This is a genomic window from Bdellovibrio sp. BIS2 (assembly GCF_055398295.1).
The window spans coordinates 2,740,051-2,760,479 of the sequence record NZ_AP035879.1; the positions used below are offsets into that span (position 1 = coordinate 2,740,051).

Annotated in this window: 23 protein-coding genes; 14 read left to right on the forward strand and 9 right to left on the reverse strand. The window is 50.8% G+C overall.

The window, feature by feature from the left end:
• Nucleotides 1-14 precede the first annotated feature (14 nt).
• From nadC to ACZ520_RS13110, 5 genes are read left to right on the forward strand one after another with little or no spacing between them, the layout of a single operon-like run.
• On the forward strand, nt 15-839 hold the full coding sequence (gene nadC, locus ACZ520_RS13090; RefSeq protein ID WP_374030807.1) for a carboxylating nicotinate-nucleotide diphosphorylase: 825 nt from the start codon (nt 15-17) through the stop codon (nt 837-839).
• Complete coding sequence (locus tag ACZ520_RS13095; protein WP_417868852.1) at nt 839-1,594, forward strand: biotin--[acetyl-CoA-carboxylase] ligase; 756 nt, start codon at nt 839-841, stop codon at nt 1,592-1,594. Before nadC ends, ACZ520_RS13095 begins: the two co-directional genes overlap by 1 nt.
• Nucleotides 1,595-1,605: 11 nt before the next feature.
• A complete protein-coding gene (locus ACZ520_RS13100) occupies nt 1,606-2,157 on the forward strand; it encodes a thioredoxin family protein (RefSeq protein WP_088564642.1) in 552 nt (183 codons plus the stop codon).
• A gap of 4 nt (nt 2,158-2,161) precedes the next feature.
• The gene (locus ACZ520_RS13105; protein WP_088564641.1) at nt 2,162-2,698 is read left to right on the forward strand and encodes a GyrI-like domain-containing protein; all 537 of its coding nucleotides are present in this window, start codon (nt 2,162-2,164) and stop codon (nt 2,696-2,698) included.
• Nucleotides 2,698-3,402, forward strand: coding sequence for a hypothetical protein (locus ACZ520_RS13110; protein ID WP_464125979.1), 705 nt, complete (start codon nt 2,698-2,700; stop codon nt 3,400-3,402). The genes ACZ520_RS13105 and ACZ520_RS13110 overlap by 1 nt, the downstream gene beginning before the upstream one ends.
• On the opposite strand, the gene ACZ520_RS13115 is transcribed toward ACZ520_RS13110, so the two are convergent.
• A complete protein-coding gene (locus ACZ520_RS13115; RefSeq protein WP_374030810.1) occupies nt 3,399-4,118 on the reverse strand; it encodes an SIMPL domain-containing protein in 720 nt (239 codons plus the stop codon). The genes ACZ520_RS13110 and ACZ520_RS13115 overlap by 4 nt on opposite strands.
• A 130-nt stretch (nt 4,119-4,248) precedes the next feature.
• On the opposite strand from ACZ520_RS13115, the gene ACZ520_RS13120 reads away from it, so the two are divergent.
• Nucleotides 4,249-4,893 carry a YiaD family glycine zipper/OmpA-like lipoprotein gene (locus ACZ520_RS13120; protein ID WP_088564639.1) on the forward strand — a complete coding sequence of 215 codons (645 nt, stop codon included), beginning with the start codon at nt 4,249-4,251 and terminating at the stop codon, nt 4,891-4,893.
• Between the two features lie 49 nt (nt 4,894-4,942).
• On the opposite strand, the gene ACZ520_RS13125 is transcribed toward ACZ520_RS13120, so the two are convergent.
• On the reverse strand, nt 4,943-5,521 hold the full coding sequence (locus tag ACZ520_RS13125; RefSeq protein WP_088564638.1) for an HD domain-containing protein: 579 nt from the start codon (nt 5,519-5,521) through the stop codon (nt 4,943-4,945).
• Nucleotides 5,522-5,737: 216 nt separating this feature from the next.
• Between ACZ520_RS13125 and ACZ520_RS13130 the strand changes: the two genes are divergently transcribed.
• From ACZ520_RS13130 to ACZ520_RS13155, 6 genes are all read left to right on the forward strand, one after another.
• Nucleotides 5,738-6,217 (forward strand): hypothetical protein, encoded by a 480-nt coding sequence (locus tag ACZ520_RS13130; RefSeq protein ID WP_232469205.1) that lies wholly within the window; start codon nt 5,738-5,740, stop codon nt 6,215-6,217.
• An 81-nt stretch (nt 6,218-6,298) separates the two neighbouring features.
• Complete coding sequence (locus tag ACZ520_RS13135) at nt 6,299-7,918, forward strand: FAD-dependent oxidoreductase (protein ID WP_464125983.1); 1,620 nt, start codon at nt 6,299-6,301, stop codon at nt 7,916-7,918.
• Nucleotides 7,919-8,010: 92 nt separating this feature from the next.
• Nucleotides 8,011-9,216: a hypothetical protein gene (locus tag ACZ520_RS13140; protein ID WP_464125985.1), complete on the forward strand. Its 1,206-nt coding sequence runs from the start codon at nt 8,011-8,013 to the stop codon at nt 9,214-9,216.
• A gap of 4 nt (nt 9,217-9,220) precedes the next feature.
• Nucleotides 9,221-9,712: a hypothetical protein gene (locus ACZ520_RS13145; RefSeq protein WP_088564634.1), complete on the forward strand. Its 492-nt coding sequence runs from the start codon at nt 9,221-9,223 to the stop codon at nt 9,710-9,712.
• A gap of 76 nt (nt 9,713-9,788) precedes the next feature.
• Nucleotides 9,789-10,568, forward strand: a complete 780-nt coding sequence (locus ACZ520_RS13150) for a substrate-binding periplasmic protein (RefSeq protein ID WP_088564633.1) — start codon at nt 9,789-9,791, stop codon at nt 10,566-10,568.
• A 41-nt stretch (nt 10,569-10,609) separates the two neighbouring features.
• Nucleotides 10,610-11,686 (forward strand): PA0069 family radical SAM protein, encoded by a 1,077-nt coding sequence (locus ACZ520_RS13155; RefSeq protein ID WP_464125988.1) that lies wholly within the window; start codon nt 10,610-10,612, stop codon nt 11,684-11,686.
• A gap of 65 nt (nt 11,687-11,751) precedes the next feature.
• Here the strand turns inward: ACZ520_RS13155 and ACZ520_RS13160 are convergent, their stop codons facing one another.
• Entirely contained in the window at nt 11,752-14,010 is a 2,259-nt protein-coding gene (locus ACZ520_RS13160) for an aconitate hydratase (protein WP_374033661.1), read from the reverse strand.
• A gap of 122 nt (nt 14,011-14,132) precedes the next feature.
• On the opposite strand from ACZ520_RS13160, the gene cobB reads away from it, so the two are divergent.
• Nucleotides 14,133-14,849, forward strand: coding sequence for a Sir2 family NAD+-dependent deacetylase (cobB, locus tag ACZ520_RS13165; RefSeq protein WP_464125990.1), 717 nt, complete (start codon nt 14,133-14,135; stop codon nt 14,847-14,849).
• 3 nt (nt 14,850-14,852) lie between these two features.
• Here the strand turns inward: cobB and ACZ520_RS13170 are convergent, their stop codons facing one another.
• Nucleotides 14,853-15,176 (reverse strand): hypothetical protein, encoded by a 324-nt coding sequence (locus ACZ520_RS13170; protein WP_417865283.1) that lies wholly within the window; start codon nt 15,174-15,176, stop codon nt 14,853-14,855.
• Nucleotides 15,177-15,305: 129 nt separating this feature from the next.
• Nucleotides 15,306-15,578 carry a peptide methionine sulfoxide reductase gene (locus ACZ520_RS13175; protein WP_041577875.1) on the reverse strand — a complete coding sequence of 91 codons (273 nt, stop codon included), beginning with the start codon at nt 15,576-15,578 and terminating at the stop codon, nt 15,306-15,308.
• 129 nt (nt 15,579-15,707) lie between these two features.
• Between ACZ520_RS13175 and ACZ520_RS13180 the strand changes: the two genes are divergently transcribed.
• Nucleotides 15,708-16,238 carry a hypothetical protein gene (locus tag ACZ520_RS13180; RefSeq protein ID WP_464125993.1) on the forward strand — a complete coding sequence of 177 codons (531 nt, stop codon included), beginning with the start codon at nt 15,708-15,710 and terminating at the stop codon, nt 16,236-16,238.
• Nucleotides 16,239-16,275: 37 nt separating this feature from the next.
• Here the strand turns inward: ACZ520_RS13180 and ACZ520_RS13185 are convergent, their stop codons facing one another.
• The 4 genes from ACZ520_RS13185 to ACZ520_RS13200 all read right to left on the reverse strand — a co-directional run bounded on the left by ACZ520_RS13185 (nt 16,276) and on the right by ACZ520_RS13200 (nt 20,302).
• Nucleotides 16,276-17,007: a tail fiber protein gene (locus ACZ520_RS13185; protein ID WP_464125995.1), complete on the reverse strand. Its 732-nt coding sequence runs from the start codon at nt 17,005-17,007 to the stop codon at nt 16,276-16,278.
• Nucleotides 17,008-17,176: 169 nt separating this feature from the next.
• Nucleotides 17,177-17,662 (reverse strand): hypothetical protein, encoded by a 486-nt coding sequence (locus ACZ520_RS13190; protein ID WP_088564625.1) that lies wholly within the window; start codon nt 17,660-17,662, stop codon nt 17,177-17,179.
• A gap of 2 nt (nt 17,663-17,664) precedes the next feature.
• On the reverse strand, nt 17,665-19,650 hold the full coding sequence (locus ACZ520_RS13195) for a BatD family protein (RefSeq protein ID WP_464125997.1): 1,986 nt from the start codon (nt 19,648-19,650) through the stop codon (nt 17,665-17,667).
• Nucleotides 19,634-20,302 (reverse strand): tetratricopeptide repeat protein, encoded by a 669-nt coding sequence (locus ACZ520_RS13200; RefSeq protein WP_464125999.1) that lies wholly within the window; start codon nt 20,300-20,302, stop codon nt 19,634-19,636. The genes ACZ520_RS13195 and ACZ520_RS13200 overlap by 17 nt, the downstream gene beginning before the upstream one ends.
• Nucleotides 20,303-20,429 lie beyond the last annotated feature (127 nt).

The following is a 20,429-nucleotide window of genomic DNA, read 5'->3' on the forward strand; positions in this document are numbered from 1 at the left end:
AAGAGGTCTTAATTATGACGTTGCTGGAGCTGATCCGCGCTGCCATCAAAGAAGACATGCCTCATGGCGATGTCACCACCGAATCCCTGGCCCTAAAACCCCGTATCGGACGCGCCCGTCTGAAAGCAAAGGAAGACATTGTTCTTTCCGGCGCCATGGCTTTTGAACAATCCATGCAGGCCCTGGAACCCACCTGCCGTATCAAGTGGCACTTTGAAGAGGGCGATGAAATTCTTAAAAATCAAATCATCTGCACGATCGAAGGTGATCTGGTGCAAATCCTGAAAGCGGAACGCGTGGCTTTGAACTTCCTGGGCCATCTGTCCGGGATTGCCACCCACACCCGCCGCTTTGTTAAAAAAATCGCGGGCACCAAAACCAAAATTCTCGACACCCGCAAAACCACCCCGGCTTTCCGTGATCTGGAAAAACGCGCCGTGGTTCACGGGGGCGGCGTCAATCACCGCATGAACCTGAGCGATGCGATCCTGATCAAGGACAACCATATTTCTGTCATGGGCGGCATCACCAACGCCATCAATCGCGTGCGTGAACACAGCAACCTTCCTATCGAAGTGGAAGCTGGCACCGTCGAAGATGTCAAAGAAGCGGTGGCCATGAAAGCTCACCGAATCCTTCTGGACAACATGGATAATGACACTTTGAAAAAAGCTCTGGAAGTAATCCCCGCTGAAGTTGAAACCGAAGCCAGCGGTAACATGAACCTGGATCGCGTGGCTTCTGTAGCGGCCCTGGGTGTGAACTATATCTCTGTTGGTGCGCTGACGCATTCAGCTCCGTGCGCGGACGTGAGCCTTGTTTTCCAGTGGGAGGACTAATGGCGAAGGACAATCCCGTTTCCGACATTCGCATTGGACAAGTCACCTCCCAGTGGGCCGAAGGCAATCACTTGTACGTGGCTTATCAAAAAGAAATGACCAGCACCAACGCCATCGCCAAGGAAGAGGCTTTTGCCGAAAACCTGATGGAGGAATCCTTGTGCCTGTATGTGACGGACCACCAGACCGCAGGTCGTGGCCGGGGCAAGAACACGTGGATCGATGCGCGTCCCGGAAGTTCTCTTTTGAGCTCGTGGTCTTACCTGTTGGGTGTAAAACCCCAGCCGACCACATCCTGCCTTGTGGGACTTGCTGTGTATCGTGCGTGCTCAACGACCTGGCCGTTTTTGGCCTGGAACCTGAAAGCTCCCAATGACATTTACATCGGCGACAAAAAAGTGGCCGGTATCCTGCTTGAAAATGTGGCTCAGGGTGATGAAGTTCGTTTGATCGTTGGCTTGGGTCTGAATGTCACGGACTCCCCGGAAGATGTCGACACGGCCACCAGCCTGATTGAATCCCTGCCTGCGGGCGCTCCGCTTTTGGGTCAGGACTATATGGCCTTCCTGGATCGCTTGATGTTCGAACTGACCGATGCTGTTTCACACGCGGAAGAATCCTTGAGCCCTACAGATCAACTATCTTTGCTGACGGCTTTGAATCAGCATCCTTTGCTGAAAGAAAAGTACACAGGCATGGAAGCAGACGGCAGTCTGTTGGTTGGTGATAAAAAAATCAACTGGTCCACATTGTAAGGAACTAATCGATGGCACTGACTTTCACCCCTTTTCCGGATCTTGGAAACAAATGCCCCGACTTCACACTGCCCGCGGTGGATGGCAAAACCTATTCGCTGAAAGACTTCAGCAATGGTCAGCCGTTGGTGGTGATGTTCATCTGCAATCACTGCCCGTATGTGCAGGCGATTGAAGACCGTCTGATCCAGTTGGGTCATGATCTGAAAAAGCAAAGCGTGAATGTGATTGCTATTTGTGCCAATGACGAAGAAAGCCACAACCGCGAAGATTCTTTCGAGAATCTGCAAAAGCGCGCGCAAGAAAAAGGCTATCCGTTCGTTTACCTGCATGACAAGTCCCAGGCGGTGGCCCATGCCTTTGGCGCCGTGTGCACCCCGGATTATTTTGTGTACGACAAGGACCTGAAACTGGCTTACCGCGGACGTCTGGACGATTCCTGGAAAGACGCTGCGAAAGTGACCAAGCGTGAACTGTTTGACGCCGTTCAAACGCTTTTGAAAAACGATAAAGTATCTGAAGAACAAACAGCCTCTATGGGCTGCTCTATCAAGTGGGTTTAAGACGATGAAGTATATTTTGGTATTTGTTGCTGTGACGATGATCTCTTTCGGCCTTTTCCTGGCGAACTATCTGGGCGCCTTCAAGGGCGTTGATATTTCTGAATCTGTTCAGGGACCGTTCAAGATTGTCTATGTTGAACACGTCGGCCCTTACCACAAGGTGAACAAACAACTGGAACGTATTGAAAAGTACATGACCTCCCAGAACATGACCTGCGGCCGCACCTTTGGAGAATACCTTGATGATCCACAAGTTGTGGAAGAGGCTCGCCTGCGTTCTAAAGTGGGCTGCATCATCACCGGCGAACCGCCACAACTGGTAGAAGGCCTGCAAGTGGGCGAAATCCCCGAGCGCAAGTATGTGATGGCGGTATTCACAGGATCCCCGGGTATCGGACCTTTGAAAGTGTACCCGCGCGTGAATGACTTCATGGTGAAACACAATCTAAAACAAACCGGCGCCGTGGTAGAGATCTATGAGATCCACTCCATCACCGAGAAAAACGCCATGACCACCACTTACCTGTTCCCGGTTCAATAATGAAGGCCGTGATTTTATCTGCTCTGCTACTGACTTCGGGGCTGGCTTTTGGCGAAGCCCCTTGTCCGGCCAAGTGTCAGGGGCCGTCTTCGACCCCCGATAAAATCACGCTGTCCAAAATCGATTCCACTCCGGCCTGTCTGACCCGCAAGAACGATGAAAGCAATGAAGAAATCATTCAGCGCGAAAAGCTGACCGACTTTGAAGTGCTGGCACGATTGGTTTTTGCCGAAGGCATTTCGACCAATCTGGACAAGTGTTCCAAGTACGAAGACTCGCTGTTTGCAAGCCTTGCCTGGGGCGTGCAAAACCGGGTGGCTCTTTCCGCAGCCCAGCCCCGCTACGCCAAACAATTTGGCAAGGGTCTGCATGGGGTGATCTTCAAGAAAGCCCAGTTCAATCCGGCGGTTTCGAAAAAGTCGTCCTACTCAAGACTTTTCCTGTGCCCAAGTGAGCACCCGCAGTGGCAAAGACTGTGGGAGCTTTCAAAAAAAGCCGCCGATCAGGCACTCTCCCACCCGCAGAAAAATCCGCTGCCGAAATCTGTGACTCATTTTTATTATCCGCAAAGCACTCAGGCGACGAATCCGCCCGTAGCGTGGGCTGACCTGAACAAGGATGCCGCCAAAAAGGCGTACATGAAGGACGTCAAAATTGAAGGCACCCGCTATAGCAACGAGTGCATTCAATTCTTTTCTTATTAATTGATCTCGTATTCTGCCGTGACTTCAACACGAACTTTGATCTGACCTGCAGCCACGTCCGTGCTTGCTGCTTCCGCCATCATTTTGGCACCGCCAAAGTTTCTGAACACCGGTTGTGGCGGCAAGCCGCCAGAAACACCGTGGCTGATCTTGGAAACACCCTTGATCTTCACACCGGCTGCCTTGGCAATTTCATCCGCCTTGGTGCGGGTCGCACGAACGGCTTCACCCAAAGTGGCCGTTTCCGTCTGATCGCGTTTGTCTGAATCCCAGGAAAGTGACGACACGTTCACCCCGGCATCCATGGTCTTTTTCTCTGCCACCAGAGCGTCCAGGAAATTCCCGGCGTCTTCCACTTTACGCAGTGTCACCGTCAAAGACTGGGACACACGGAAGCCAACCATTTTATTCTGACGAAGCTTCTGGTCGTATTCGTATTCAGGATTCAAAGAATAGTTGTCAGTCTGAATGTCCTCTTTTTTGATCTTGAAATCTTCCAGAGTTTTTCGGACTTGCTTAAACTGGTTCGCCGCCAGGCCTTGAGCTTGCTTCGCCGTCGAAGCCTTGCTCCAGACTTCGATATTGAGGTTGACCATATTCGGGTCCAGTCCTCGTTCTGCAAAACCGCTGACGATAATGTAGCGACTGTCGGCCAAAGCTTGGGCGCCGGATACCATCGAAACAGCCATAAGGCCTGCCAAAACGTACTTCTTCATTCTTCTCCCCTTTCCTTGGGTCAAAACACTAGCATAAGGGAGGGAATGTTTTAGGACAAGCTGCTTCAAGGATTGCGAAGTAACAAAGTTCAGTCATAATTGGAGGCTCAACTTTCAAGGAGTTCCCCAAATGAAAAAGATGCTTTTGATCGGCACAGCAGTAGCAATGATGCTTTCTGGCTGCGCAACTACACAAGAAAACCCAAACACAGCTAAAGGTGCTGGTATCGGTGCGGCGATTGGTGCTGTGGCTGGTGCGGTGATCGGTCACCAAACTGGTAAACGCAATGAAGGCGCTTTGATTGGTGCAGCTTTGGGTGCGGGTATCGGTGGTACTGTTGGTCACCGTCTGGACAAACAACAAAAAGAACTGGCGAAAATCGCTGAAACCAAAAGAACTGAACAGGGCCTGATCACCAAACTGAAAAGCGACATCCTGTTTGACACGGGTAAAGCGGACTTGAAACCAGCGGCTCAAAACAACATCAATCAACTGGCTGCGATCATGAAGAAATATCCAGAGAACGTGCTGACTGTAAAAGGTTACACTGACGACACGGGTACTCAGATGGTGAACAACCCATTGTCTGAACAACGTGCAAAAGCCGTCAGCGCGCAATTGATTGCTGCGGGCGTTCCTGCACAAACAGTGACTTCTGTTGGTATGGGTGCATTGAACCCAGTGGACCCGGCGAAAACGAAAGAAGCGCGCGCTAAAAACCGCCGCGTGGAAATCGAAATCACTGTCGACGAATCCAAAGTTCCAAAATCCTAGTTCTTAACTGGGCAAAAACAAAAAAGCCGACTTCATCAGTCGGCTTTTTTTATTTTTTAAGCAGGTTTTTTGCCAGATCCAGGAAGCGGGCTTCCGTCACTTCCGACGGCCAAGGGATGATCGGGAAATCAAACGGCTCATCTTCAGAAATATTCCAGGACTTCAGGTCCTTGGTAATCAGGTCACGGACTTCCGTCGCCAGCAGGCGGCGGTCGATCTGCTTCACCACTTTTGGCAGTGGGTATTCCAGGTTGAAACGTTTGGAAATCGCCCAGTGAATGCGTGATTCAATAATCTCAAAATCCGGCAGCAAAGCCTTTACCGGAGACACCAGATCCCCGACATAAGCTTCGGTCGCATCATGGAAAAGCATGTGCAAAGCGATCTCTTTGGTTGGAGAAACTTCCGCCCCCAGGCACGAGTGCTGACCCACGCTGTAAAAGAAACGGGTATGCCCATTAAATCTAGCCTGACGAGCCAGTGCGCAGGCGATGTCTTCGATCATGATCGCATCCGGATCCGGTTTTAGAATACTAAAGCGGCTTCCAGAAAGGGTCACAACCCAGGATTTTTCCACGATTTCAGGACGATTCAAATTTTCCGGCAGAATGGGCATTTCGATATTCATGGGTTGGTTGCTTACCTTATGGTTTCCGCAGTTGCATGAAGAATCCGCGCAAGGCGCCGCGTCAGGGTAGGAATTTCTCGGAACAGTCAAAACACAAAACACCCCCCATTTACCGGAAGGTAACTTGAGAAAAGTATGTGCTCTGCCAGAAGCTGCCTCCATCTCTTTGCGCAAAGAGGACAAAAAAAATCGAACACAAAATGGAGACCCCTGATTATGAAACGTATTATGACTCTTTTGATCACTTTGATGTCCGCTATGCCTGCTTTTGCCGCTGTGAACGCCAACTCTTCCTGGGAAGAGATCATGCGTGACCGCTATGCGATCGTAAAGGCCCCAACGATCTACATGGGCCGCGCGATCGACTACACCTTCGCCTGCCAGGACGGGGACCGTCTGCGCACGCAGAAGCCCGTGGACACCACTGTCAGCCGCACTCGTGGCGACCGTGAAGAGATCATCGTGATCGACCGCGATTATCTGTCCACGCCTATCAACTACACTCACGAAGTGGAAAACTGCTTCTGGAACAACAACCAGCGCCGCTGCAAAATGGAGACGGTCACAGGCTCGTACCCACTGACTGTGAACATTCCCGTTTACAAGCGCATCTCCAACCGCAATGTGGAAAGATATGAGCTGTTGTTTAGAAAATCTTACACGGTCCCTCAGTGTGACACTCCGACGGTGGACTAAGACGCTTTCAATACCCTTTCAACAAGAGGAGTTCCTAGAACTCCTCTTGTCTGTTTACGGACCCGGACTTATCAAGACGCCATGCAAAGACGTGATTTTCTAAAAACCAGTTTGTCCGTGGCAGCCCTTTCTTCTCTTCCTGCATCCTCTTTGGCCAAAGGTTCGGAGTGGGTCAATGACCAGTTGACGGATGACTGGCCGATCGCGCGTCTGAAGGACTCTGAAAACAACAGCATCGACTTCAATGGTGATGACATCAATCGCCCGCACGATGCCTTCTGGAACATCGACGGCTATATTGAGAAAAAAGGCGGCGAACCCAAATCCTTCTCGGAGGACCTGGATGTCGTGATCGTGGGTGGCGGTATTGCCGGTCTTTCCACGGCTTACTATCTGCGCGACAAAAAAATCGCGTTGCTTGAAATGGATTTCAAACTTGGCGGAAACTCCAAGGGTGAGCAGTACAAAAACTCGGTCTATTCCACGGGCACCGCGTACCTGGTTGAACCAGATCAGACAGCTCCCTTGGGAAGTCTGCTGACAGAGCTGGGTATCTGGGACAAAGCCCGCCGTGAAAGCTCTGATCACACCACAGTTCTTTACAACAATAAATTCACCTCCCCGTTCTGGAAAGGTGCCACCGACAAAGCCGCCGCAGACAACTTCAACAAAGTCTTCAAACGCCTGGCTGAAATCGGCGCGGAAGCAGACTTTGACTATAACGGCGAACTGGCTAAATCTGTCGACCACTTGAACTTTGAACAATGGCTGGCCAAAGAATTCGGCGATGTGCACAAGCACTTGCTTGAGTACTTCCAGTTGTATGGCTGGAGCTCGTTCTGCGGTTCCACGGATGAACTGTCTGCTTACCAGTATCTGGGCTTTATCTGTGCGGAAACCGGCACCCTGATGGCTTATCCGGGCGGCAACGCCTATGTGGCTCACAAGATGGCGCAAAGAATCCGCAAAGAGGCCGGCGATAAATCCCTGCGCGCAGGCAGCATTGTTTTGCGTGTGACCATCGAAGGGGATTCCGCCGTGATTCTTTATGAAGACGCGATGGGTGCACTTAAAAAGATCCGCGCAAAACAGGTTGTGATGGCCTGCCAGAAGTTCGTTGCAAAACGCCTGTTGCCGCAGATGCCGAAAGATCAGGCGGACGCGATCACCATGCTTCCTTATCGCGCGTACCTGGTGGGTAACATCCTGACGAAAAAGAACTTCCAAAGCCCCAGCTATGAACTTTACTGCCTGAAAGGCCAAGTCCCACCGTCCCCGACTCCGATGAAACGTGGGGACCGCAGCTTCACTGATATCTGTTTTGGCACCTGGGCACAGGAAGAAAAAGTCGATCACAGCGTCCTGACGCTTTATCACGGCATCCCTTACGATGGCGCCCGTCAGTTCCTGTTCAACCCGGCTTCCCATGACAAATACAAAGCCAAATATCTGCAAGATGTAGAACCGATTCTGCAAACCATGAATCTTGGCATGAACGACGTGCACGGCATCCGCTTGACCCGCTGGGGTCACGCTTTGCCGCTTTCTCGTGCGGGCCTGATTCAAGATGGTTTGCCACAAAAAGCATCTGAGTCGATCAACGGCATCATCCACTTCGCCAATCAGGACAACTGGATGAATCCCTGCTTCGAGACGGCTCACCACTGCGCAATCGAAGTGGCGACAAAAATCAAAGGCTAAAATCCGTCATATTCCTGACCTACAGCCCGTATTAATTTGAGAATGCAGGCGCTTTTTTCTAAAGATCACGGGCGATAGAACGATATAGATTTATGCGTTTTATTGCCCTTTTGCTTTTAATGACGACATCGGTGAATGCCTGGGCTGATGGCAAAGCCTATCTTGATCTGGAAGAAGACCAGATTCTTTCCGTATTTAACAAACCCGGAATGAACTGGAAAAACTGTTCAGCCGACCCCAGTTGTCGCCCCGTGGGGTGGCCGGATCGCGATGCTTCCGTGGAAGTGATCTCCAAACCCCGCAAAATGAAAGTGGAAGACCCCTACACCGGCACCATGCAGATGGAAGAGTACGTGCAAATCAAGTACTCTTACGTGCGGGAACGGGACGGGATCACTTACACTCAACAAGGCACCGGCTGGGTCGATGCCGCGTACGTCAGCCGCAGTAAAACCAAAGCCGTCTATGGCGCTGCTGACGACAAATCCGAATACTGTCCCCCGATGCAAAAATCCACAACTGGTGGCGGTGCCAAAGAGGTTCAAAAAAGCCTTTCCGGAATTCAGTCCGCTATCGCCAACAAAGGTGTCAAAGAAACGGCCAAGGCATTAAAAGCCTCGGTGGGTGCTTGCGTGATCAATCCGAAAAATCCGCCAGCGGCCTATAAGGGCGAAAATCCGTTTGATTCCTATGTTCTGCCTTATCTGAAAAAACAGGCTGTTCCCAAAATCACCCGTGAAGACGGCAAAATGATGACCCAACAGGACCTGATCACCGTCGATGCTCTGGCGCGCACGATGTATGCCGAGATGGCCCGCTGTTACAAGCACGGTCTGCACTATCCGATGGCGGTGGCAAAGATTGCCGTGAATCGCGCCAACACGGAAAGCCGGCACAAGGAATTTATCAAAGGTTCTCACCACGGCGGAAAAAGTGATCTGGCGAAAGTGGTCACGACCCCGTCACAGTTCAACCTTTGGATGAAGACCCACAACGGAAAAAAGAACGGCCCCCTGGCCCACGCCCTGTGCCCGCCTTCAGACAAAAACAAACCGTTCTGGAGTGGGGCAAAGCCCAGCAAGGAAGAACAGGACATCTGGGAAAACACCCTTCGCATTGCCACTGAGGCCGTGCTGTTTCCAAAAAAGTTCAATGCGCGAACCTCCCAACTGAAGCAATTCCATTACACCTCGGGTATGGACAGCTTCTTTGGAATGAAGCAGGTCTTTCCCTGGATCGCGGATCGTAAAGTTTCGAAAAATGCCTGTGTACAGGTCTGGGACGGCGGCGTAAAATAGCCGCATGAGCCAACAAAACTCCGACTATGTATTTCTGATGGATTGTGCTGATTTTTCTGAAGCCCAGGTTGTGAAGTCTTACCTGACTTCACAAGGCTTCCATCCCCGCGTGCGGGATGAACAAACCCGTGGTGTGGCTCCGCATTTTGGTCAGTTGTTGGGTAAACTCACATTGGAAATCCCGGAACATGAATACATGGAAGCTTCTTTGCTGATGGAAAGTCAGGAGAAGCCGCGAGTCCAGATTATTACAGAGAGCGGCTATGACACCCAAGCCCTGGCAAAGAAAGCCCTGTGGAATGCCATCATTGGCTGTACGATGGTGCCCCTGATCTGTAACTTCTATTCCATGGTGCTGGGTTATCGTGTGCTTCGCCACGAAGTTCCCTTAAGCAAGACCAGCCGCAATCGTCTGTTCCTGGCGATTGTGTTTAACTCTATCGGCTTCTTTGTTTGGTTGACCGTGGGTCCAAAGATCCTGAATCTGGGCTTCTAAATTCACAAGAATCACTTTACTAGCACTGGACCTCGCGGTTGTCAAAATTCAATCAGGGTTGCGATACACTGATAGCATGAGACGATGGACCGCCGCCCTGACCGCCTTATGCCTTATTGTATTGAGTTCCCCCCAAGCCCACGCCCTGGTGGTGGTGGGCCAAGAATACGAGCCGTATTATTTCAATAACGGATCTGCGGGTATTGGTGGTGCCTGTTATGAGATCGTGCAAAAACTTTGTTCTCTGGAAAAGTCCCACTGCAAATTCAAGTTCGCGCCGCTAAGAAAATTTTTAACCATGCTGAAAGAAGGTCAGGCGGATATCGGCTGTCCCCTGTCACGATCCGGCCCCCGTGAAACTGCATTCTATATGCACACCCTTTTCCGCGGCCGCTATTCTTTCTTTGGCCTTCCGGAAGCCACCCAAAAAGTAAAAAGTTATGCGGATCTGAAAGACATGCGTATCGGAGTGCTTGCCCCGTCCATGACCGAAATAAGTCTGCAGCGTATTCACGAGTTTGCCGACAAGAACTTTAAAATTGAGCCTGAAAAGACCATCTTTAATTCGCTGTTGAAAGCGCAGAAGAAAAACTATGCCCTGGCTTACGGAAACCGCGACGTGGCCATGCGCTGGATTGAAAAGACCCGCAGCCCTTTGCGGGAGGTTCCGGAACTGGGCGAACCCGTTGCGTACTCCATCGCCTTTTCCAAAAAGAGTTTTGACCCTCAGCGCTTTGAGAAAATTCAACGCTATCTGGTTGAGCTGCACAAAGACGGCACCCTGGAACAAATTGCCCGCAAATACCGCCTGACACTGACGCAGGATTTTTCCGCTCCGCGCCTGCCTGAACCTTAAGATGAGGGCTATTTCTATTTTCCTGTGCCATACTGGCGCCCATGAGCCGGGAATTTCGCAAAGACATCAAAGGGCGCGGGGCCAGTAGCAATTTTTCCAATCGCTATGATTCCCTGACCTATGAAGCCACCGAAGAGGACTTCGACAATTATCAGGACGAAGAAAAACCCCTGCTGCGCACAGAAATCCTGAAAGACAGCTCCCGCACGATCATCTCGCAGAATAAAAGCCCGGACATTGGCTTCACTTATTCCATCAACTCGTATCGCGGATGCGAACATGGCTGTTCTTACTGCTATGCCCGCCCCTCGCACGAATATCTGGGACACTCCCCAGGCCTTGATTTTGAATCAAAAATCTACGTGAAAGAAGAAGGTCCAAAGCTTTTACGCGAGGCCTTGATGAAGCCCTCGTGGAAGGGTGATGTAATCATGATGAGCGGAATCACCGACTGCTATCAGCCGCTGGAAAGAAAAATGCAACTGACCCGCGGATGCCTGCAGGTGCTGGCAGAGTTCAAAAACCCGGCCTCTTTGATTACTAAAAATGCGCTGATCACACGGGATCTGGATATCTTCACGGAAATGGCAAAGTATGACGGGATTCTGATTTATATTTCCGTGACTTCCCTGAATGCGGATCTGGCGGCGAAGCTGGAGCCGCGCACCTCGCGCCCGGAAGCACGCCTGAAAGCCATTGAAACTCTGGCGGCGGCGGGCATTCCTGTGGGCGTAAACGTCGCCCCTTGCATTCCCGGCCTGACAGATCATGAAATGCCGATGATTCTAAAACGAGCGAAAGACGCCGGAGCCAAGTTTGCAGGTTATACTCCCCTGCGACTGCCATCCACCGTCCTGCCGATTTTTTCCGAATGGCTGCAAGTGCATGAACCCTTGAAAAAAGACAAAGTGCTTAATGCCGTCAAAGACATTCGCGGCGGTCGCCTGAATGATCCGAACTTTGGCTCACGCATGCGGGGTGAGGGCGCTCGCGCCGATCAACTGGAGCAGATGTTTGAGATTTACTGCCGCAAATGGGGCTTGAACAAAGAAGAGTTTCATCTGTCGTCGGAAAGCTTCAAGCGTCCAACCAATCAGCTCAGCTTTGATATTGATTGATTCCAAAAATAAAAAACCCCTGATGTAAAACACCAGGGGTTTTGTTTTTGAACCCTATCCCGGTCTTACAGACCGCGGATCAGATTCAACGCACTTCCGGCGCGGAACCATTTCAACTGTTCAGCGTTGTAAGTGTGTTTCAGCTCGATAGTCTCAGCAGAGCCATCAGCGTGTTTGATATTCATTTTCACGTTTTTGCCTGGAGCCAGATCTTTCAGATCAACCAGGGAAACACGGTCTGCTTCCTGAACTTTGTCGTAATCTTTTGGATTTACGAAAGTCAAAGCCAGCACACCTTGTTTTTTCAAATTCGTCTCGTGGATACGAGCGAAGGATTTCGTGATAACTGCAGAAGCACCCAAGTGTCTTGGGCACATTGCCGCGTGTTCACGGGAAGAACCTTCACCGTAGTTTTCGTCACCGATGATAACCCAGCCTTTACCCGCTTTTTGGTAAGCACGTGCCACCTGAGCGAATTCTGCTGTTTCACCAGTCAGTTGGTTTTTACCTTTACCAATTTCACCTGTGAACGCGTTATCCGCACCCAACAACATGTTGTTGGAGATGTTGTCCAAGTGACCACGGTAGTTCAACCATTTACCGCCCGGAGAGATATGATCCGTCGTGCACTTGCCTTTTGCTTTCGCAAGAACCAATTGATCAACGAAGTCTTTGCCATCCCATTTGGTGAACGGAGAAAGAAGCTGCAAACGATCAGAAGAAGGATTCACTGCCACTTGAGCGGTTGCACCTGCTGGTTTCTGATAGCCTTCAGTGTCCGCGATGAAGCCTTTAGCCGGCAACTCTGGAGCCACTGGCGCCTGAAGTTTGATTTTGCCTTTTGGACCTTCCAGCTCGTCAGTTGCCGGGTTGAAGTCCAAACGACCTGCAAGACCCAACGCCATAACGATTTCCGGAGAAGCGATGAACGCCAGAGTTTCCGGGTTCGCATCGTTACGTGCGCGGAAGTTACGGTTGAAGGAAGTTACGATCGTGTTTTTCTCGCCAGACTTGATGTCGTCACGTTTCCACTGACCGATACAAGGACCGCAAGCGTTCGCAAGAACAGTCGCGCCCACTTCATTGAACGTTGCCATCTGGCCGTCACGCTCAATCGTGTTCTGGATCTGAGTGGAGCCCGGGGAAACCAGGAACGGAGACGTCATTTTCACGCCCACTTCCATAGCTTGTTTCGCCACGAACGCCGCGCGACCGATATCTTCGTAAGAAGAATTCGTGCAGGAACCGATCAAAGCAGAGGAAATCTTAACTGTGTAACCTTTCTCAGCCACTTCTTTTTTAAGTGCAGAGATAGGACGAGCCAAGTCTGGAGTGTGAGGACCCACCAGGTGTGGTTCCAAAGCAGACAAGTCGATTTCGTAAACTTCGTCGAAGTATTTGCCTGGGTTTGCCACAACGTCGGCATCCGCAGACAGGATGTCTTTATGACCGTCAGCGATGGACGCCAATTGATCACGACCTGTGGATTTCAGGTAAGCGCCCATGCGCTCGTCGTATGGGAATACAGAGCAGGTTGCACCCAGCTCAGCACCCATGTTGGTGATAGTTGCTTTACCAGTACAAGAGATGGAGGACGTGCCTTCACCGAAGTACTCGACAACTTTATCCGTACCACCTTTTACAGTCAGCATTCCGCACAGTTTCAGGATCACGTCTTTAGCAGACGCCCAACCGCCCAGTTTGCCTTTCAGGTGAACACCGATCAGCTTAGGATTTTTAACTTCCCAAGGCAGACCCACCATCACGTCAGAAGCATCAGAACCACCAACACCCACAGCACACATACCCAAACCACCCGCATTCGGAGTGTGGGAATCTGTACCGATCATCAAGCCGCCTGGGAACGCGTAGTTTTCAAGGATGACTTGGTGAATGATACCAGCGCCTGGTTTCCAGAAGCCGATGTTGTAACGGGAAGAAGCTGTCGCCAAGAAGTCATAAACTTCTTTGTTGGTCGCATTGGCAACAGTCATATCTGCGCCCGCACCTTTGTAAGCCTGGATCAAGTGATCGCAGTGGACTGTGGAAGGAACAGCCGCTTCGTCTTTACCTGCAAGCATGAATTGCAACAAAGCCATTTGTGCTGTCGCATCTTGCATCGCCACGCGGTCTGGTCTTAGAAGCAGGAAGCTTTCGCCACGAACCAATTCCTGGTTCTGTGGATCATCCAAGTGACCGAACAAAATTTTCTCCGCCAATGTCAAAGGGCGGTTCAAGCGATTGCGAACAACAGCCAATCTTTCAGCTGTCTTCTTGTATACGTTCTGCACCATTTCCGGTGTAGTTTCGATTTTCGAAGCCATTGTAATTGCCTTTCTTTTAAGAACGCCCCATCCTAATGAAAATCAGTTGAAATCTCAAACAAAATGCGGGGTTGGGATTCATTCTCGGGACCGTCCCCATGGCCTGAATTGCGCGAGGCATAATGGACTTAAGGCTATTTAAGAACATCGTCATCCTCACTGGTGCCGGCATCTCGGCCGAGAGCGGGATTCGCACGTTCCGGGACCAGAACGGTCTTTGGGAAGATCACCGCATCGAGGACGTGGCGACACCCGAAGCTTTTGCGCGCAACCCGGCTTTGGTTCAGCGCTTTTACAATCTGAGAAGAGCTCAACTGAAAGAGCCAAACCTTGCCCCGAACCCTGCCCACCTGGCCTTGGTCGAACTGGAAAACCTTTGGGAGGGGAACTTTCTGCTGGTCACCCAGAACGTCGACAACCTTCACCGACGCGCAGGTTCAAAGAATCTGCTGCACATGCACGGGCGCCTGGATCGCGTGTTCTGCCTGCATTGTGATGAGCATTTCGAGTGGCTGCTGGATCTGGCGGTGGAGCACCCCTGCCCGGCTTGCGGCAGAAAAGGCGGCGTTCGCCCCGACATCGTCTGGTTTGGCGAGATGCCCCATCACATGGAGGAAATCTATGCAGCCCTGGACAAGGCGGATTATTTTATCTCGATTGGAACCAGTGGGAATGTTTACCCGGCTGCGGGCTTTGTACGGCTGGCTTGGAAAGCCAGGAAGATAGAAATCAATCTTAAAGACACCGAGATCTCCCCCGCGTTTGACGAGCACTATGTCGGCCCGGCCTCCACGGAGGTTCCTCGATTTATTGCAGAGTTCCTTCAGGAAGGAACCTAGAACTTACCAGCCAGAATAGCAGCGTTGGGAAGTGATCACTTTGTCAGAGTCACGAACCATGTACAGGCAGCTTTCGTAAGCCATGTGCAACTGGATGCGCACGTGAGGAATCACATCCCCTTTTGGTGTGATCACGCGGGACGGTTGAGCTTCAATGTCCAGAATTCTGGCGAAAGTGCAAAGTTCGTCGTAAGAGAAATCCTCTTGAGCCGCCACAACCTTGATCGCCGCTGTGTAGCGGTCACTGTGCTCCCATTTTGTGCAAAGGTTACCGGCAAAAGCCGCTGAAGATGCCAACAAAGTCAAAGTCGCCAAAAGAATACGCATTTTTGATTCTCCTTTAAGGTTTAGAAAGCCTGCGGAACTTAAAAGAGCCCCCGGCATTTCTCAACCTCAATCCCCTGGATCTGAGAAATCGAAAATGCATTGAGAATGTCTATTCCCTTAGGCCATGCGTCAGTACCCCGGAGCCCCGGCTTCTTTGGCGCCGCCGGCTTCCCGTTCGGCTTCTTCTTCGTCGGTTTCAAAAAGCTCGACGTAATCCTGATAACCGTTTTGGGAAAGGTCGCGGACCGGAATGAATTTTAAGGCAAAAGGATTCACCCAATAATCGTTGTCCGCGCGAAGCAGGATCGGCTCTCCGGTTTTGGCGTCGACAAAGATGCCTTCGGGCTCAAGGCCCTCAATATCGTTCATATGGCGAAACGGAGAGAAATCGGGAGTTGTCATAACCACCTCCTTCTTTGCCTCTGATTATCCCCCCTAGCGCAAGGGAGCCCAAGGTCTTTTGCTCTGCCATTCTGCACCAGCCACTCTGATTTCTGTTGGCAACGAAGCTCTGTTCGATAGTCTAGGGGTATGATGCATCTATTTTTACTGCTGACACAATTGGTATGGGCGGCTCCGCAGGCGGCTCTTTATGAACGACCTTGTTACGTGGACGAGGGCGATGCGCTGACCACGCACCTGCAGGTTTCTGAAAACCAGTGGATTTTGACCCATCTGGCTTATGAAGAGGATGCATGCAAGCAGGCCTATCTGGCTTTTGAAATCCAGTACACCACCGCCACGGCTGGGACTGATGTTGATTTGACTGTGTCTGAGTCCTCGTACACTCCATTGACTGAAGAAGTGGCGGAGGCTTTGAATATGGTGAAATACTGCGACTACACCGACTGGAAACGGGGCGAGAAAAAAGTCGTCTCGGGATATTTGTGTGACGAATACAAAGCTCCGAATGTGGGCGACAAAACCTATTCGATCTTCAAAACCGAACAAAAAGACGGCTCTGAGCTTTTGTACATCGGTGCAGCTTCAGCGCAAGGAAGCGGCAAGTCCCCTTCCCAGCGCCATAAAAAATACGAACCGCTGCCGTTCTTCAGACAATAAAAAAGCCGGATGATAATCCGGCTTTTTTATTGCCCCCTTACAAGCACTCATACAGATGAGCGGACTCCTTGACATTACCACGGAAGGAGATGCCCGCCATGCCTTCGACGACGATCTCTTTCACGTTCTCTGGTTCGCGCATTTTACCCAGGGAAATATACAAGCCGCCTTTTTCACAGAGAATATTGTACATCGGATAGAAACTATTCAGCTCAAGCACAGTGCTCATTTTATTGTCTTTTTCACCATTCAGGACGACGGCCGGCATATTCACCGTCGGAATTTGAAGGCTATAGTAAGTGACCAGATCCTTATTCATTACACTTGCCAGGGCTTGGTAGCGCTGAATTGGAAGTTCAAGTTCGTTTTCAACTATCATCTCACTGTAAGAATCCAGATTGAACCGGCCTGCGTACTGGCGAAGGAATCCGGTGTTGCCATTGTCTGTTCCTCCCGTGGGATAAATTCCATAGACACAGACATAGTGAACGAATTTTGTCCCGTTCAGATTCAGGTCTGCAACTTTAGGCAGAGCAAAATTCATACGATAGTCCCCGCCATATTTATTACCCAGCAAAGAAAACAAAGCCATATTTTGATTGATATCAATAAGACGCCCGTCAGCTTTCATCCAGACATTTTCATCGGGAACAGTAGCAGCGTTAAAAGCACGCACTTCAGAAAGTCCGCAATCATATTCACCGGCATGAGCCGTTGCAGTCAGGGACAGAGCCAACAGAATTTGAGCAATCAGGATGAGCTTTTTCATAACAACCTCTTTCAGGTGATTTGTTTTAGATACAAACCTATAAAGCAACGGCGGTGCCAAAGCTTTACACCCTTGAAAATGGCTTTATTTTGATTTGAGAGGAAGGCTGCCGGAATCTCGGCAAGGCAGTCTGCCGGGGACCCGGCAACTGCTGAGGATTCGTCACGGACTATTTCTTTTTGGTTTTCTGAACCTCAAAGATGTACGGATAGAAAACGCTGACGATTTTCCCCGTTCTTTGGTTCTGAAGCTTTTCAAACTTCGCCTGACGAATGGATGTTTCAATACAGGAATTCAAAGCTGGTGACGCCGGACGAACACGGTTTTCCTTGAATTGGAACATAGTCACAGAGCCTTCAGAATCAAAGCTGAAGTCCACAACCACTTTACCCACCGGAATCGGCTGATTTGCCGCCTTGGCTTCTGCCACGGTCTGGTCATGACATTTTTTTAGCTCGGCAATCACAACATCTTTGTTGGTGTGGTGCGCGGACTTCAGATCGACTTTGGCTTCGCCCTGAGGGGCCGTCAAAGTGATGTTTTCTGAAGGCATCTGCTCTGGAGTTTCAGAGCCAGGCACCGGCTCTACCGGAGGCGTCTGCGCCCCTGCTTGCAAAGCCATCAGGGTCAATGAAGTAACAATCAAAGATTTCATTTTTATTTCTCCTCGACCGCGGATACCACCGCGTTCAGAACTTTCTTAGCATGATCCACCTGGGATTTCATGGTTTCTTTTTCTTTCATTTTGCCCAGCATCTCTTCCGGTGCAAAACTCAAGGTCTGGAAGAACTCAAAACTTTTTGCGATGTCATCACCATGTTCACGACGAATGCTTGGTGGAATGACTTCCAACAAACGTTCAATTTCCATCGCCGCCCCACCTGTGCCCGACACTTCCCCCAGAACGGTGTAGAACGTGTTGGTCATTTCAACACCCACTTTGCGGTAATCATTTTTACCCAAAGCCGTGTCGACAACCTTAAAGCGTTTTTGCACAAGCTCTTTCAAAGTACGGCGACGGCGGCCCCAGCCGAATTCACGCTGTGCTTTTACCAGCAACAACAATGATGCCACGGAATAAAGCACCGCCCACAACCACGGGCGATAAAGGACGCTGGCTTCAGCCGCTGGCTGCCACTGCATCAAAGGATCCGGCAAACGGTTTTCAACCACTTTCGGAGCCTCTGCTTTTTTCCCCGCATCGGCCATGCGCGAAGAAGACCCCACGGGTGCATTTGGATTATTCGAAACCGTCAAATTGATCGGTTGAGTCGTGCGGGTGTAGTACTTCTTGGTCTGAGGATCAAACATACTGACACTCAAGCCCGGCAGAACCATCTGGCCTTCCTGACGAGGGATCACCAGCACTTCAAATTCCTTGTAGCTGCGCCCGTTTTTAAAGAACTTGGATTCCGACTTGCTGTCGTACTGCTCAAGGCCCGTCGGCAGATTCAAGGCCGGAAGATCAATCATCTTCGCATTGCCGGCCCCTTCAAAGCGCACTTTCAGACTGAACGGCTGATTTACCAAAACTTGCGGATTTTCGACAGACGCATGCAGTTCAAACTGCCCCACTGCCCCGGTAAAGTCGGAAGGACGCCCTTCCACTGGCAAAGGTTTCACTTTGATTGGAACAGCGGCCGAGCTTTTCGTGTATTCATACGGCTTGCCATAGAATCCGAACCCCTGCGTCGGCAGGCGCACGCGGGACTTGATCTTGTATTCATCAATCGTCGCTGTTCCCGGCTTGATCGGGAACAGGGCGTGGGACGCCAGCAGGGCCTTTTTCCATGGCGTGCCGTTGACGATTTCTTCGGTGAACTGGATGGACGGAACCTCTTCGATGATTTCTTTCCAGAAGCCTTTCAGGCTTGGGAACTTCAGACGATCCAGGGTTTCCATCTGACCACGGGTGTAGATGTACCAGTTGACGGTGACCTGCTCGCCTTCAAAGACTTCTGTTTTGTCGACTTCAACAGAGATGAAAAAAGCCTCGTTCGGATTTGTCGGCAGACTGCGGAAAGCAGCCTCTGGCAGACCTGTGGAATTCGGATAGCCACCATAATCTTCCTGCTGTTGCTGCCCTTGCATTTGCTGCTGCAAAAGTCTTTGCCGCTGACGCAACAACTGATCAAAGATCTCTTGTTCGGCCTGATCCATGGATTCAAACGGGTCATCAAACCCCGGAGGCGCCATGGACGGACGTTTCGGAGGTTTTCCCGCCCCCATGCTTTCCTGACCAACTTTGATCACAATAGGTTGGGTGCGGTGAACCTTGCCACCGATCACCACTTCAAAAGAACCCACACTGAGGGTCCCCGTTTTCTTGGGGCTCATCTGATAATGGAACTCTTTACGGCGCTGAGTCTGAAACTGCATCCCAGAGGGCGTGTTCACCAGCTTCTGGGCCACGGCATTGCTTTGCCAGTTGTTCAAAAGATCAAAACCATCCAGATCCGGCAAACGCGGGTCCTGGATGTCGACGTCTTCACTGGACGTCACGGCCACGGTCAAAGTGAACGTGTCGCCAAGGCCCATTTCGTTGCGATCCACAGTGGACTGCACGGTGGTGCCCGCGGCTTGGGCAAAAAGCCCGAAGAAAATAAAACTTAGAAAGAACAGGAAATTACCAGTCTTTGTCACGAGGCTGCTCCTTCACATCTTTGCGATTGTATTCAGCACGGATTTTTTCTTCCTGCTGTTTCAATTCGCCCAGGATCTTTTTCACGTCCCCTTCAGTCAGCTCTTTCCCGTTAAACGGGCGAGGCTTGTACTTTTGGGACTGCTGAGGGGTTTTCCCCTCTTTTTGTTCCTGATCCTTGTCGCCTTCTTTAGGATCTTTTCCATCCTGATTTTGCTGCTGTTGATTCTTGTCACCATTTTGCGGCTGATCTTGCTTGCCCTCACCGCCACCCTGACCCTGCTGTTGTTGGGTCAAAAGCTCGATGTTGGTTTTCACTTCCTTGGAAGACGGAATGATCTCCAGCGCCTTTTGATAAACCGCCAAAGCCTCGTCCACCTGTTTGGCCTTGCCTAAAAGCTGCGCCTGATTAAAGCGCGCCATAAACACCAGCTCAAAATTCTTGTCGGCCAAGGCCAGCTTCTCGGCCTCTCGATAAGACTGCAGCGCTTTTTCCGCCTGCTGCAGACCTTCAAAGCTCAAACCCAAATTCAAATGAAGCTGCCCCACAAACGGATCATAGCGAAGAGCCTCAAGATACTTCTCCATCGCCCCCGGATAAGTCTGTGCCGTCAGAGCTTTATTCCCCTCACGATTCAACTCAAGTGTCTTCAAATGCGGCCTTCCCGGCCCACAACTAACTAGCAATTGCGAAAGCAACACAACACACAAAGCTTGGCCTGTGGTTTTTGCTCGAAGCAAGTTCCACAGCGAGCCACTAAATGCCATACCTACCCCCTGC

Coding starts and splice junctions, on each gene's coding strand:
- nadC (WP_374030807.1), top strand. CDS start 15: ATGACGTTGCTGGAGCTGATCCGCGCTGCCATCAAAGAAGACATGCCT.
- ACZ520_RS13095 (WP_417868852.1), top strand. CDS start 839: ATGGCGAAGGACAATCCCGTTTCCGACATTCGCATTGGACAAGTCACC.
- ACZ520_RS13100 (WP_088564642.1), top strand. CDS start 1,606: ATGGCACTGACTTTCACCCCTTTTCCGGATCTTGGAAACAAATGCCCC.
- ACZ520_RS13105 (WP_088564641.1), top strand. CDS start 2,162: ATGAAGTATATTTTGGTATTTGTTGCTGTGACGATGATCTCTTTCGGC.
- ACZ520_RS13110 (WP_464125979.1), top strand. CDS start 2,698: ATGAAGGCCGTGATTTTATCTGCTCTGCTACTGACTTCGGGGCTGGCT.
- ACZ520_RS13115 (WP_374030810.1), bottom strand. CDS start 4,118: ATGAAGAAGTACGTTTTGGCAGGCCTTATGGCTGTTTCGATGGTATCC.
- ACZ520_RS13120 (WP_088564639.1), top strand. CDS start 4,249: ATGAAAAAGATGCTTTTGATCGGCACAGCAGTAGCAATGATGCTTTCT.
- ACZ520_RS13125 (WP_088564638.1), bottom strand. CDS start 5,521: ATGAATATCGAAATGCCCATTCTGCCGGAAAATTTGAATCGTCCTGAA.
- ACZ520_RS13130 (WP_232469205.1), top strand. CDS start 5,738: ATGAAACGTATTATGACTCTTTTGATCACTTTGATGTCCGCTATGCCT.
- ACZ520_RS13135 (WP_464125983.1), top strand. CDS start 6,299: ATGCAAAGACGTGATTTTCTAAAAACCAGTTTGTCCGTGGCAGCCCTT.
- ACZ520_RS13140 (WP_464125985.1), top strand. CDS start 8,011: ATGCGTTTTATTGCCCTTTTGCTTTTAATGACGACATCGGTGAATGCC.
- ACZ520_RS13145 (WP_088564634.1), top strand. CDS start 9,221: ATGAGCCAACAAAACTCCGACTATGTATTTCTGATGGATTGTGCTGAT.
- ACZ520_RS13150 (WP_088564633.1), top strand. CDS start 9,789: ATGAGACGATGGACCGCCGCCCTGACCGCCTTATGCCTTATTGTATTG.
- ACZ520_RS13155 (WP_464125988.1), top strand. CDS start 10,610: ATGAGCCGGGAATTTCGCAAAGACATCAAAGGGCGCGGGGCCAGTAGC.
- ACZ520_RS13160 (WP_374033661.1), bottom strand. CDS start 14,010: ATGGCTTCGAAAATCGAAACTACACCGGAAATGGTGCAGAACGTATAC.
- cobB (WP_464125990.1), top strand. CDS start 14,133: ATGGACTTAAGGCTATTTAAGAACATCGTCATCCTCACTGGTGCCGGC.
- ACZ520_RS13170 (WP_417865283.1), bottom strand. CDS start 15,176: ATGCGTATTCTTTTGGCGACTTTGACTTTGTTGGCATCTTCAGCGGCT.
- ACZ520_RS13175 (WP_041577875.1), bottom strand. CDS start 15,578: ATGACAACTCCCGATTTCTCTCCGTTTCGCCATATGAACGATATTGAG.
- ACZ520_RS13180 (WP_464125993.1), top strand. CDS start 15,708: ATGATGCATCTATTTTTACTGCTGACACAATTGGTATGGGCGGCTCCG.
- ACZ520_RS13185 (WP_464125995.1), bottom strand. CDS start 17,007: ATGAAAAAGCTCATCCTGATTGCTCAAATTCTGTTGGCTCTGTCCCTG.
- ACZ520_RS13190 (WP_088564625.1), bottom strand. CDS start 17,662: ATGAAATCTTTGATTGTTACTTCATTGACCCTGATGGCTTTGCAAGCA.